Annotated in this window: 9 protein-coding genes; 7 read left to right on the top strand and 2 right to left on the bottom strand. The window is 66.1% G+C overall.

The annotated features are described in order from the left end of the window. The first annotated feature begins 828 nt into the window (after positions 1 to 828). The 3 genes from ACE04A_RS20820 to ACE04A_RS20810 all read left to right on the top strand — a co-directional run bounded on the left by ACE04A_RS20820 (position 829) and on the right by ACE04A_RS20810 (position 5,314). The gene (locus ACE04A_RS20820) at positions 829 to 1,338 is read left to right on the top strand and encodes a sigma-70 family RNA polymerase sigma factor (protein WP_279996599.1); all 510 of its coding nucleotides are present in this window, start codon (positions 829 to 831) and stop codon (positions 1,336 to 1,338) included. Between the two features lie 145 nt (positions 1,339 to 1,483). Beyond that, positions 1,484 to 2,515: a FecR domain-containing protein gene (locus ACE04A_RS20815; protein ID WP_485820468.1), complete on the top strand. Its 1,032-nt coding sequence runs from the start codon at positions 1,484 to 1,486 to the stop codon at positions 2,513 to 2,515. Between the two features lie 315 nt (positions 2,516 to 2,830). Next, complete coding sequence (locus ACE04A_RS20810; RefSeq protein WP_448716822.1) at positions 2,831 to 5,314, top strand: TonB-dependent siderophore receptor; 2,484 nt, start codon at positions 2,831 to 2,833, stop codon at positions 5,312 to 5,314. Position 5,315: 1 nt separating this feature from the next. On the opposite strand, the gene ACE04A_RS20805 is transcribed toward ACE04A_RS20810, so the two are convergent. Further along, positions 5,316 to 6,965: an ATP-binding protein gene (locus ACE04A_RS20805; RefSeq protein WP_485820467.1), complete on the bottom strand. Its 1,650-nt coding sequence runs from the start codon at positions 6,963 to 6,965 to the stop codon at positions 5,316 to 5,318. 188 nt (positions 6,966 to 7,153) lie between these two features. Here ACE04A_RS20805 and ACE04A_RS20800 point away from each other — a divergent pair, with 188 nt between their 5' ends. The 3 genes from ACE04A_RS20800 (at position 7,154) to ACE04A_RS20790 (ending at position 11,274) form a co-directional block, all read left to right on the top strand. Then, on the top strand, positions 7,154 to 7,672 hold the full coding sequence (locus tag ACE04A_RS20800; protein WP_448716820.1) for a sigma-70 family RNA polymerase sigma factor: 519 nt from the start codon (positions 7,154 to 7,156) through the stop codon (positions 7,670 to 7,672). Next, positions 7,669 to 8,700 (top strand): FecR domain-containing protein, encoded by a 1,032-nt coding sequence (locus ACE04A_RS20795; protein WP_448716819.1) that lies wholly within the window; start codon positions 7,669 to 7,671, stop codon positions 8,698 to 8,700. The genes ACE04A_RS20800 and ACE04A_RS20795 overlap by 4 nt, the downstream gene beginning before the upstream one ends. A gap of 96 nt (positions 8,701 to 8,796) precedes the next feature. Further along, entirely contained in the window at positions 8,797 to 11,274 is a 2,478-nt protein-coding gene (locus ACE04A_RS20790) for a TonB-dependent siderophore receptor (protein WP_485820466.1), read from the top strand. A 576-nt stretch (positions 11,275 to 11,850) separates the two neighbouring features. On the opposite strand, the gene ACE04A_RS20785 is transcribed toward ACE04A_RS20790, so the two are convergent. Further along, positions 11,851 to 12,492, bottom strand: a complete 642-nt coding sequence (locus tag ACE04A_RS20785; protein WP_448716816.1) for a 2OG-Fe(II) oxygenase — start codon at positions 12,490 to 12,492, stop codon at positions 11,851 to 11,853. A 276-nt stretch (positions 12,493 to 12,768) separates the two neighbouring features. On the opposite strand from ACE04A_RS20785, the gene ACE04A_RS20780 reads away from it, so the two are divergent. Next, a partial coding sequence (locus tag ACE04A_RS20780; RefSeq protein ID WP_485809677.1) for an HAD family hydrolase occupies positions 12,769 to 13,114 on the top strand: 346 nt, incomplete at its 3' end.

Genomic DNA, 13,114 nt, shown 5'->3' with positions numbered 1-13,114 from the left:
ACACGTCGGGAACCGGCACGATCATTCCGGCACACGTCGCGAATAGGCACGATCATCCCGGCGCACGTCGCGAATAGGCACGATCATTCCGGCACGTCGCGAATGGGCACGGTGATTCCGGCACACGTCGGGAACCGGCACGATCATTCCGGCACACGTCGCGAATAGGCACGATCATCCCGGCGCACGTCGCGAATAGGCACGATCATTCCGGCACGTCGCGAATGGGCACGGTGATTCCGGCACACGTCGGGAACCGGCACGATCATTCCGGCACACGTCGCGAATAGGCACGATCATCCCGGCGCACGTCGCGAATAGGCACGATCATTCCGGCACGTCGCGAATGGGCACGGTGATTCCGGCACACGTCGGGAACCGGCACGATCATTCCGGCACACGTCGCGAATAGGCACGATCATCCCGGCGCACGTCGCGAATAGGCACGATCATTCCGGCACGTCGCGAATGGGCACGGTGATTCCGGCACACGTCGGGAACCGGCACGATCATTCCGGCACACGTCGCGAATAGGCACGATCATCCCGGCGCACGTCGCGAATAGGCACGATCATTCCGGCACGTCGCGAATGGGCACGGTGATTCCGGCACACGTCGGGAACCGGCACGATCATTCCGGCACACGTCGCGAATGGGCACGATCATTCCGGCACACGTCGCGCGCCGTCACGATCATTTCGCCGCAGGCATCCGACGATTCCGCGCAACGCCCGGATTTCTCCGTCTTGAAAACGATTCAAAGATATTTATAATTGCGAATCATTTTCATTTTGTTTGGGATTCTGGCGGTGACGCCGGGGCGCCGCCATGCCATCCTCATCCTTCGCTCCTCATGCCGAAGTGCAATCCGTCTATCAGGCGCACCACCAATGGTTGCGCGGCGTGCTGCTGCGCAAGCTGGGCAATGCGTCCGATGCGGCCGATGTGGCGCACGACACCTTTGAACGGCTGATACGCGCCAATGTGCGGGAACCGCTAAGCGAACCGCGCGCCTACTTGCGCACCATCGCCACGCGCCTGTTGATCGGCCGCGCCCGTCGCGCGGCGATCGAGACGGCCTACATGGAATCGCTGGCGTTGCAGCCGGTGGCGGTGGAGCCGTCGGTGGAATCGCGCGCCTTGATCCTGGAAGCGCTGGAGCAAATCTGCGAATTGCTGGACACGCTGCCCATGACCAGCCGCCGCATTTTCCTGATGGCGCAGCTGGAGGGCATGTCTTACGCCGATATCGGGCAGCAGTTGGGCCTGACGGCCAACGCGGTGCAGAAGTCGCTGGCGCGCGCGTTGGTGCATTGCTACACGGCGGTGTACGGGTGAAAGCGAAGAGAAATCCCATCACGCCATCACGCCAAGCAAGCCAATCACGCCATCACGCCAATCACGCTAAGCAAGCCCAGAGCAATCTGCGAACAAACAATGAACGAGTGATGAATCCACCGTGACCCAAGGGCTGAATCCTTGCATGAACTCCGCCTCCCCGGACTCCCCCAAGCTGCTGCGGCCGCATGCGCCCGAAGCGGGCCGTATCGATCCGAGAATCGTGCGTCAGGCCGCTGATTGGTGGGCGCGGCTGCGCGAGGGGGCAAGCGATGAAGACCGCCTGCGCTTCGAGCACTGGCGGCAGGCTCAGCCCGCGCATGAGTTGGCCTGGATGCGGCTGGTGGCCTTGACGCGCGATGTGGACCTGGGTGTGGCCGACGCGGGCCACGACGTCGCCGCCCGCACGCTGCGGCAGGCGCCGTTGATCCAGTCGCGCCGCAACGCCATCCGCTGGATGGTGTCGGCCACGGCCTTAGGCTTGGGCGCGTGGGCGGTGAGTGAACGCGGCGCCATTGTTCGCCTGGCCGCCGACCTGCGTACCGGCACCGGCGAACGGCGCGCGCTGACCTTGCCGGACGGCACGCGGCTGGAACTGAACACCGCCAGCGCCGTGGACCTGCGCTACACCGTCAGCCAACGCGAAGTGGTGCTGCTGGAAGGCGAAATCCTGGTAACGACCGCGCAAGACCCGCAAGGCCGACCGTTCACGGTGCGCACGCGCGGCGGCATCCTGACGCCGGTGGGCACGCGGTTTCTGGTGCGCGATCTGGACGACGGCCACGGAGGCAGGGCGGTTGTGCGCGTTGCCGTGCTGGAAGGCGCGGTGGATGTACGCGGCCTGGACCCGGCCGATCCGCCCCGACGCGTGCATGCGGGGGAACAGGCCGAGGTGTCGGCGGCGGGCGTCTTTGCGTTGCAGGAGCTGCAACCGGCCACCTCCGCCTGGGTCAACGGCATGTTGATTGCCAACGAGATGCCGCTGGCCGCTTTCCTGCAAGAACTGGCACGCTATCGCCCCGGTCGGCTGAGCTGTTCGGACGAGGCCGGCGCGTTGCGCGTGGTCGGGGCGTTCCCCTTGGCCGACAGCGACAAGGTGCTGACCATGCTGCAAGAGGTGCTGCCCGTGCGCGTGCGGCAATACACCCGCTACTGGGTCACGGTGGGGCTGGCCTGAGTCGGCCGCCCCGTCCGCCCGCCCGCCCGTTCGCTCGCCCGTCCGTGATTGATTTGTAACCGGAACGGCGTAAGTCCCGCATCAGCGCGTCATGTAAGGAAAGCAGCCCGGAAGCCTCTCCCCGCCGAGTCTGCGTCCTTCCTTCATGAGCCAGGAAATCTCTACATGTCTTTTCGTCCTGCCCGCGCAGAGTGGCTTGCCCGCCCGTCGCTTGCCCGTCTGCTTGCCCAGCCGTCACTTGCCCGCCCGCGTGCCCAGCCGTCAACAGCCCGCCCGCTCGCCCTGCCGTCGCTTATCCGCCCGCGCGCAGCCCTCGTGTCACTTGCCCACCCTTCCTCGCCGCATCGGCGTCTGTCGTCGCGCACCCGCCTGAGCCTCGCCCTGCGTGTCGCGTTGCCTGCTGTCGTGCTGGCCGCCCCGTGGCCGTCGGTAGTGCAGGCCCAAGCCCAAGCCCAAGCCCAAGCCCAAGCCACAACGCCGCTACGCCAATCGGTCACCTTCGACATTCCACCCGGCCCGCTTGGCGCGGCCCTCGGCGCGTTCGGCATGCAGGCCGGCGTCATGGTGGCGTCCGACCCGGCGCTGGCGGCGGGCGCGCGCACCGGCGGCGTGTCCGGCACGTACCCGGTGGACGCGGCGTTGGCCCAGTTGCTGGCCGGCACCGGCTTGCAGGCCGTTGCCCGCGCCGAAGGTGGCTACCGCTTGCAGCAGGCACCAGCCGCCAGCCAGGCCGCGACGCTGGCGCCCGTGACCGTGACGGGCAGCTACAACCCCACCACGGACGGCACCGGCTCGTACACGTCGCCCGCCGTCACCATCGGCAAGACCACGCAGGCGCTCAAGGACATTCCGCAATCGGTCACCGTGCTGACGCGCCAGCGGATGGACGACCAGCTCATGACCAGCCTGCCCGACGCCGTCAACAACACGGCCGGCATGGTGGGCGTGCAAGGCGTGGGGCCGGGCGTGGCGATCAATGCACGCGGCTTTCCGGTGGACCAGCTGCAATACGACGGCGTGGCCCTGCTGCGCAACAGCTACAGCCTGGGCAACTGGGAACAGGACTCGCTGGTGTTCTACGACCGCGTGGAAATCCTTCGCGGCGCGGCCGGCCTGCTGCAAGGCGCGGGCAGCCCCGGCGGCGCCATCAACCTGGTGCGCAAGCGCGGCGGCGCCGAACCGTCGGTGGTGCTCTCGGGCAAGGCCGGCTCGTGGGACCACTACGGCCTGACGCTGGACGCGGGCGGCCCGCTGAACGACGCGGGCACGCTGCGCGGCCGGGTGGTGGTCGATGAAGACCAAAGCCATTCGTACATCGACTACGTGTGGGACAAGACGCGCAACCTGTACGCCGCGCTGGACTTCGACGTGACCGAAGACACCACGGTGGGCATCGGCATTAGCAACCGCTACAGCCGTTCGCGCCCGATGATCGTGGGCTACCCGCGCTATGCCGACGGCGGCGACATCGACCTGCCGCGTTCCACCTTTACCGGCTCCACCTGGAACCGCGCCAAGAACGACCAGACCATCTTCAACGCCGACGTAACGCATCGCTTCAACGACGCCTGGCGCTTCCGCCTGGCCGGCGTGGCCATGAACGAAAAGAACACGACGGTGCACCAACGCGTGGCGGGCGAAGTGCAGCCCGATGGCAGCGACTTGTCCTACGGCAACTTTGGCGTGGACTTCGCCAGCAAGCAACGCGGGCTGGACATGTCGGTCAACGGCAACTTCACGGCGCTGGGCATGGAGCAGGAAGTGGTGCTGGGCGCCAACTACTCCAAGCTGACCACGCAGGACCGCTTCACGCGCGCCTGGGAAACGGGCGGCAACATCTTCGACATCGACCACCATCGCCCGTGGCAGGACATCGATTCCATCGCCGAGGCCAGCGGCTACGATTCGCGCAGCGCCTACGACATCCGCCAGAAGGGCATCTACGGCACCTGGCGCGTGAAGCCCACCGAGTCCCTGGCGCTGATCGGCGGCGGCCGGGTCGGCTGGTTCGACTATTCCTACACCGGCTCCGGCAGCACCTCCACGTCCAACACATCGGGCAAGTTCATTCCCTATGCAGGCATCGTCTATTCGCTGACGGATAACTGGTCGGCCTACACCAGCTACACCACGGTGTTCGAACCGCAAACCCAACGCAGCCTGGACGGCAGCCTGCTCAAGCCCATCGAGGGCAACAACTACGAAGTGGGCATCAAGGGCGAACTGGCCGATGGCCGCGTCAACACCCTGCTGGCGCTGTTCCGCTACGACCACAAGAACCGCGCCGTCAATGACTACGACGCCGGCTTCGCGTGCGACGGCTGGTATTGCTCGCGCGCGTCGGGCAAGGTGCGCAGCCAGGGCGTGGAAGCGGAAGTGTCGGGCGAAGTGGTGAAGGGCCTGGAGCTGTATGCGGGCTACACCTACAACACCACCAAGTACCTGGAAGACCCCGACAACAAGGGCCAGGTCTTCAACACCTGGACGCCCAAGCACATGCTGCGCCTGTGGGCCAACTACAAGCTGCCGGGCATGATGAACCGCCTGAGCGTGGGCGCGGGCGTCAACACACAAACCGCCACGGTCAGCTCGGACCGCGAATTCAAGTTGGCCGGCTTCACCGTCTGGAACGCGCGCGTGGGCTATCAGGCCACGCCGGAACTCAGCATCGGCCTGAACGTCAACAACGTGTTCGACAAGAAGTACTACGTGCCGTCCTACAACACGCTGGGCGGCAACAACTACTACGGCCAACCGCGCAACTTCATGCTGACGTTCCGCTACGCGCCCAAGCTCTAGGTCAGGCGCTCATCAGCATATGCACCTTGCGCGCCAGTTCGTCCAACGCGAAAGGCTTGGGCAGGGTGGGGGCGCCGGCTTCGGCCAGCGCCTGCGAGCCCGAACCGGTGATGAACAGGACCTTCAGCGTGGGCCGCAACAGGCGGCCCGCGTCGACCACCTGGCGGCCATCCATGCGGCCCGGCAAGCCCAGATCGCAAATCAGCAGATCGATCTGACCCGGGGCAGACAAAGCGCGCAGGGCGCTCGCGCCGTCGGTGGCCTGGATCACGGCATAGCCCAGTTCGGCCAGCGTTTCCACCATGACGGCGCGTACCGCCGTATCGTCTTCGGCGATCAGCACGGTCGCGCCCGCGGCGGCGCGCGGCGGTTCCAGCCGCGCGGCCAATTCCACCGGCGTCGGCGCCCCGTCGAACCGCGGAAAGTACAGGCTCATCGCCGTGCCTTCGCCCGGCCGTGACATGACCTGCACCTGCCCGCCGGACTGCCGCACAAAGCCATACATCATCGACAGGCCCAGGCCGGTGCCCTCGCCGGGTGATTTGGTGGTGTAGAACGGTTCGAAAATGCGCTGCACGATTTGCGGCGTCATGCCGCAGCCCGTATCCGTCACGGTCAGGCGCAGGTAGTCGCCGGCGGGCAGATCGCGTTCGCGCGCCGTCTGGGCGTTCAGCGTGACCTTGGCCGTCTCGATGCCAAGACGTCCCTGTCCTTCCATGGCGTCGCGCGCGTTCAGGCAAAGGTTGAGCAGGGCGTTTTCGAATTGGTGCGGGTCCACCCAGGCAGGCCAGAGCCGGGGTTCGCACGCCAGTTCCAGCGCAATGCCCGGCCCGACGCTGCGGCGTAACAGGTCTTCCATGCCGCGCACCAGTTGGTTGATGTCCACCGCTTGCGGCGACAGTGGTTGATTGCGCGAGAACACCAGCAGGCGATGGGTCAGGGCGGCGGCCCTTTCGGTGCCGCGCCGCGCCACGTCGATGTGGCGTTCCAGTTCGCCCATGCGCTGCTGCGCAATACGCAGGCTGATCAGTTCCAGGCTACCCGCGATGCCCATCAGCAAGTTGTTGAAATCGTGCGCCAGCCCGCCCGCCAGTTGGCCCACGGCTTCCATCTTCTGGCTTTGGCGCAGGGTGTCTTCGGCCTGCCGCAAGGCTTCGGCCTGCGCGCGTTCGGCTTGCACCCGCGACGTGGTTTCGATGACGGTATCCATCATGCCGACCACGTTCCCGTGCTCGTCGCGCACCGGGCTGTAGCAGAAGGTGAAGGTGGCTTCTTCGGCTTGGCCAAAGCGCTGGAGCACCAGCGGATAGTCTTCGATGAAGGTGGCCTCGCCCGCGAACGCGCGGTCGGCGATGGGGCCGATCATGGACCAGACCTCGCTCCAGACATCGCTGAACGGGCGGCCCAGCGCTTCGGGCTTGGCGCCCAGGATGGGGCGGAAGGCGTCGTTGTAGATAGTGATGAGTTCGCGGCCCCAGACCAGGCAGCACGGAAAGCGGGACGACAGCACCATGCCGACGGCCACGCACAGCGCCGGGGGCCAGTCGGCAATCGGGCCGAGCGGCGTGGCGGACCAATCGTAGGCCGCGCCCCGTTTGCCCATCTCGCCGCCGCCTGCAAGAAAAGAAGGCTCGAAAGTCTGGTTCTGCATGGCGGCGTCTACGGTCGAATGGAGGCTTGAATAGGTGCTTGATTCTATCCGACCGCCCCTATGAAGTTAAGCAATTCAGCATGCCATATATCAAGGCGGCGGCAGGTTTTTTAACAGGTCGTGGGTGGCGGAAAAAAAGCAGATAAAATAGAAATCGTTCCCATTTGCAATATTGCGCCAGGTGCATCTTGTCTGCCTCTGAATCCCACGCCGCCGATTCCGTCACGAAGCTCTATCGTGACCATCATGGCTGGCTGTCGATGTGGTTGCGCAAGAAGCTGGGCAACTCGTTCGACGCCGCCGACCTGGCGCACGACACCTTTGTCCGCCTGATCAGCGCGCGCCGCCAGGATGCGGGACCCGAGCCGCGCGCCTTGCTGACCCATATCGCCAAGGGCCTGGTCGTGGACCACTGGCGCCGCCGCGCGCTGGAAGAGGCTTATCTGGCTGCCATTGCATGCCTGCCCGCGCGCGAGGCGCCGTCGCCCGAAGTGCGCGCGCAAATTCTTGAAACCCTGCACGCCATCGACGCCACCTTGCGGACCCTGCCCGCGAAGACGCGCAACATCTTCCTGTTGTCGCAGTTCGATGGCATGGCGTATGCCGACATCGCGGTGCGGGAACGGGTGTCGCTGGCCACCGTCAAGCGCCACATGCAGCGCGCGCTGACGGCGTGTCTGATCGCCTATCAGGTGCACGCGGCATGACAGGCGCCTCTAACCCCGCAACGAATCCTGCAACGAATCCCGCGACCCATCCCGCCATCGACCCCGCCATTCTGGAGCAGGCGGCCGGCTGGCTGGTGCGCTTCCAATCCGAAACCCTGTCCGCCGCCGACCGCACAGCATTCGATCGTTGGCGCACCCGCAGCGCGGCGCATGGCGCGGCCTGGGCCCGGGTGGAAGACATGCTGCGCGGCTTCGGGCAGGTGCCGCCCGACATCGTGCGTGACACCTTGCGCCGGGCCGATCAGCATTCCCGCCGCGCCGGCCGCCGGCAAGCTCTGCGCGCACTGGGTGCGCTGCTGGTGCTGGGGCCGGCGGCGCTGGCCGGCTGGCGCATGTTGCCTTGGCGCGAATGGGCGGCGGATGCGCGCACGGCCACGGGCGAACGGCGTCAGATGGATCTGGCCGACGGCACGCGGTTGGTGTTGAACACGGCCAGCGCGGTCGATATCCAATACACCGCCGACGCGCGCGTGTTGTGGCTGCGCGCGGGCGAAATCCTGCTGACCACCGGCCACGATCCGTCGCCCGTGTATCGCCCCTTTATCGTGCATACCTCACAAGGGACGATACGCGCGCTGGGCACACGCTTCATGGTGCGCGACGACGGCGGCAGCATCCGCGTGGCGGTGTTTGAAGGCGCCGTCCAGATCCAGCCGCAAGAGGCGGGCGTTGCGGCGGTCATCCTTCCCGCCGGGCGGCACACGGTATTCACCGCGCGCCAGGTGGCGCCCCTGTCGGCGGTGGACGCTGTGTCCGCGTCATGGGAACAGGGCATGTTGGCGGTGCGCAATTGGCGCTTGGCCGACCTGGTGGATGAGCTGGGCCGTTATCGCCGGGGCGTGCTGCGCTGCGATCCGGCCGTGGCCGGGCTGCGCGTCTCGGGTGCGTTCCCGTTGGCCGATATCGACGGCAGCCTGCGTCTGCTGGAAAAAACCCTGCCGGTGCGGATCAGCCGCGTGACGCCGTACTGGACCACGGTCGCACCGCGCGCGGGCGTTACAAATTAATCGCCATTGGTTTGAGCCTTTTCTGCGCCTCGTCCGGTGTACCGGGTGAATCGTCGCGACACGCGAGCCACCCCGTCCCCTACGAAGGATCGTTTCATGGTTTCCCGAAATTCCCATTCGCAGCGCCTGCCTCGTGGCATGGCCGCCCTGCCGCCCGTGGCGGCCATGTTGCAGTCCGCAGGTATGGGATTGATGTTGCTGGCCGTGTCGGGCGCGCCCGCGTCGGTCAGTGCCGCCGAAGCCGCTGGCGTCGCGGCGGCCGCCGATGCGCGCAAGTCCTACGCAATTGGCGCGGGTCCGCTGGGCGATGTGCTGGCGCAATTCGCGGCGGCGGCGGGCGTGCCGCTGTCGTTCGACCCGGCCCTGCTGGCGGGCCAGCGCAGTGCAGGGCTTTCGGGTTCGTACACCGTGCGCGAAGGGTTCGCGCAATTGCTGGGGGGTTCCGGCTATGCGGTGGCGGAACAGGGCGCGGGCGCGTATTCCTTGCAGAAGCTGCCCCAGGCAGACGGCGGCGCGGCCACGCTGCTGCCCAGCATCACGGTGGCGGGATCGGGCATCAGCGCGTCCACCTTGCCGCCGGAATTCGCGGGCGGGCAGGTGGCACGCGGCGGCCGCATGGGCTTCCTGGGCAACCGCGACGTCATGGACACGCCGTTCAACATCACCAGCTACACCTCGGAATTGCTGGCCAACCGCCAGGCGGTGACCTTGGCCGACGCGCTGAACGCCGAGCCGTCCGTGCGCTTTACCGGGCAGATCGGCGGCGTGACCGACTCGTTCTACATACGCGGCTTTCCCATCGGTGAAGGCAACCTGGGCGAGATCGCGTTCGACGGCGTCTATGGCGTGGCGCCCAACTATCACGTCTTCACCGACTACATCGAACGGGTGGAAGTGCTGAAAGGCCCCGCCGCCTTGCTGTACGGCATGTCGCCCAACAGCGGCGTGGGCGGCGTGATCAACATGGTGCCCAAGCGTTCGCTGCCGCAAGACCTGACGCGGCTGTCCGCCGACTACGTGGGCAGTTCGCAGTTTGGCGGCCGGGTAGACCTGAGCCGGCGCTTCGGCAACGACGGCGAATGGGGCGTGCGCGTGAACGGCATGCATCGCCAGGGCGACACGCCGCTGGACAACCTGTATTCGCGCACCGACATCGGCGCCTTGTCGCTGGACTATCAGGGCGAGCGCCTGCGCGCGTCGCTGGACCTGTTGACGCAGCACGAAAAAGTGGACGCGCCGACGCGCCCGTTCCTGGTGGCCGCCGGCATTGATGTGCCGCGCGCGGCCGATGGCCGCCGCAACGCCACGCAGCCCTGGGGCTGGTGGAAGTCCGACGGCCAGTCGGCGCTGCTGCGCGTGGAATACGACATCAGCGACCGCCTGACCGTGTTCGCCGATGCGGGCGGGTCAGACACCGATGTGTCGCGCCTGTCGGACCAGACGCCCACCATCGTGAACGGCGCGGGCGACACGCTCGTGACGCCGAACAACTTCCGCTTCAAGGTTGAACGCAGCACGTATAACGCCGGCCTGCGCGCCAAGCTGGATACGGGTCCCGTGCGTCACGCGATCAGCTTCATGGGCAGCTTGTACAGCGATCGCAACTTGCAGGCCAGCGTGTCGGGTACGCCGCTTACGTCCAACATCTACCACCCCATCACCCGCCCCGAGCAGCACATTCCCGCGCCGCGCAACGTGCCCAAGGTCTCGTCGTCGGACCTGTCCGGCCTGGCGCTGGCCGACACGATGAGCATCCTGGACGAACGCGCGCAACTGACGCTGGGCCTGCGTCAGCAGCGTATTGAGTCGCGCAATTTCAATGCGGTGACGGGCGTGCGTACGGTCAGCTATGACGAAAGCGCCACCACGCCGCTGGCCGGCCTGGTCGTCAAACCGTGGAGCAATGTCTCGCTGTACGCCAACTACGTCGAAGGCCTGAGCAAAGGCGATGTGGCGCCCGCTACGGCGTCCAACGCCGGCCAGGTGTTCAAGCCCTACAAGGCCAGGCAGAAGGAAGTGGGCGTGAAGGTGGAGTTCGACAGCGCGATGCTGAGCCTGAGCGCCTTCGAAATCACCAAACCCAGCGGCCAGTTGACCAACGGCGTGTACGGCGCGGACAGCGAACAACGCAACCGCGGCCTGGAAATGAACCTGTCCGGCGAGCCGCTGCGCGGCCTTCGCCTGTTGGGGGGCGTGACCTGGCTGGACGCCGAACTTACGCGCACCAACAGCACCGCCACGCTGGGCAACCAGCCGGTGGGCGTGCCCAAGTTCTCGGCCAACCTCAGCGCCGAATGGGACACGCCGTGGGTGGCGGGCCTGACGTTGACGGGCGGCATGGTCTACACCGGGCGCGAATATATCAATCAGGCCAACACGCAATCGGTGCCGTCATGGACCACCTTCGACCTGGGCGCGCGATACGCCACGCGGGTCCAGGGCAAGGACGTGACCTTGCGGGCCAACCTCGTCAACGTGACCAACCGCGCGTACTGGTCCGGCGTGGCATCCTACGGCACGATCTCGCAAGGCGTGCCGCGCACACTGATGCTGTCAGCGTCGATGGATTTTTGACGGGACGCGCGGTTGGGCACACACGTAGGATGGGTGAAGCGCGCAATACCCAAGGCAAGAACCCCAACGCCGAACGCGCGCAACCCATCAAACGCCGGTGCCCGCATGGCAATTTCGGCGATGGGATCACGACCGTCCGATGGGTTGCGCGCGTTCGAGCTTGGTCTTCTTCTATCGTTCGCCTCGCGCTTCACCCATCCTACGATCCCACTCCAGACCCATGCACGTAGGATGGGTGAAGCGCGCAACCGCCAAGGCAAGAACCCCAACGCCGAACGCGCGCAACCCATCAAACGCCGGTGCCCGCATGGCAATTTCGGCTATGGGATCACGACCGTCCGATGGGTTGCGCGCGTTCGAGCTTGGTCTTCTTCTATCGTTCACCTCGCGCTTCACCCATCCTACGATCCCACTCCAGACCCATGCACGTAGGATGGGTGAAGCGCGCAAAACCCAGGGCAAGAACCCCAACGCTGAACGCGCGTAACCCATCAAGCACCGGTGCCCGTACGGCAATTTCCGCTTTGGCATCACGACCCACCCAACGGCCCACCCAACGACCGTCCCATCGGCCCATCAAGGCCCGTCGTGCAGCAGCAGTTCCAGCCCCACGCGCTGGCCGGCGCGCACTCGGCTGATCGCATGCCGCGCGGTCACCCGATAGACGCTATTGACGCCTCGCACCGGACGGTGCGACACCGCAATGACCGCCGCGTCGCCGTAGCGCAAGGGCAGCACCATGGGGCGCGACTGCATGCGGGGGCGTTGTTCGGTCATGACGAATTCGCCGCCGGTGAATGCGGTGTCCGGATCAGACAATAGGGCGACAAGCTGCAACGGAAATACGGCATCGCCGTCCGCATGCTGCGTCAACGGCTGGTAGCCGTCTTGCCCCAGCCTGTGAATGGCGGACAAGGGGCGGGTCTGTCCCGCGTCGCGGTTATGTTGCATCCAGGCAGCGACGTCATCGGGGTACGGCGCGTCTTGTTGCAGCGCGTCCGCCCAGGCGCGGGCGATGGGCAGCAGGCGGCGGTACAACGATGCCCGCAGCGCTTCAAGCGTGGCGGTGCTGTCCATCTGCGCGAGCTGCCCCGCGGCCTCTGGCGGAAAGAAGCCGGACAGCAGCGCCCAGCCTTCGGTGTCCAACTGCTGGCCGACAAGGTTCCAGTCGTAGTGGTCCAGCGGCAGGTGTGGCGGCACGGGTAGGGGGGAGATCATGGCGGGGAAGTCACGGCGGAGGAGGTCAGTGCGAAAAGGGCGGCAAAAAGATCGGCAAAAACGGTGGCAGAAACTGGGCAAAATTCGCGGCGAAACGATCGAAAAACGGGTGCCAGACATCCCTGCAGGAAGAACGGCTTGCCCAGTCACCCAGCTTAATCGCGCACTGCCGCGCGCGTCACTCCGAAGCTTGCGGCCAGGGCGGGCCGTCAGGCTGGCCCCATGCCATGCAGTATGCTTACCCGCTTCATGAACCTGACTTCCGCTGCCCGCCCCATGACTGATTTCCCCTTTGACGCCGTGTTGTTCGATTGTGACGGCGTGCTGGTTGATTCCGAACCCATCACCAGCCACGTGCTGGCCCAGATGCTGAATGAACTGGGCTGGGACATCACCCACGAAGAAACCATGCGCATCTTCACGGGCAAGGCCGTCAAGGACGAGCTGCCGATGATCGAAGCGCGTACCGGCGCCAAGCTGGGGCCGGACTGGTTCGGTGAATTCCGCCAGCGCCGCAACGCCGCGCTGGATCGCGACCTGCTGGAAATTCCCGGCGCGCCCGATGCGGTGCGCGCCTTGCACCGCGCGCTGGACGGCCGCATCGCCGTGGGGGGGGGGGGGG

This window comes from Achromobacter colocynthidis, from assembly GCF_057334535.1.
The sequence above is the reverse complement of the archived record's forward strand: the minus strand, read 5'-3'. Positions and strand labels throughout refer to the sequence as shown.

Excerpts from the sequence above, each read along its gene's own strand:
- ACE04A_RS20820 (WP_279996599.1), top strand. The coding sequence starts at position 829 with ATGCCATCCTCATCCTTCGCTCCTCATGCCGAAGTGCAATCCGTCTAT.
- ACE04A_RS20815 (WP_485820468.1), top strand. The coding sequence starts at position 1,484 with ATGAACTCCGCCTCCCCGGACTCCCCCAAGCTGCTGCGGCCGCATGCG.
- ACE04A_RS20805 (WP_485820467.1), bottom strand. The coding sequence starts at position 6,965 with ATGCAGAACCAGACTTTCGAGCCTTCTTTTCTTGCAGGCGGCGGCGAG.
- ACE04A_RS20795 (WP_448716819.1), top strand. The coding sequence starts at position 7,669 with ATGACAGGCGCCTCTAACCCCGCAACGAATCCTGCAACGAATCCCGCG.
- ACE04A_RS20790 (WP_485820466.1), top strand. The coding sequence starts at position 8,797 with ATGGTTTCCCGAAATTCCCATTCGCAGCGCCTGCCTCGTGGCATGGCC.
- ACE04A_RS20785 (WP_448716816.1), bottom strand. The coding sequence starts at position 12,492 with ATGATCTCCCCCCTACCCGTGCCGCCACACCTGCCGCTGGACCACTAC.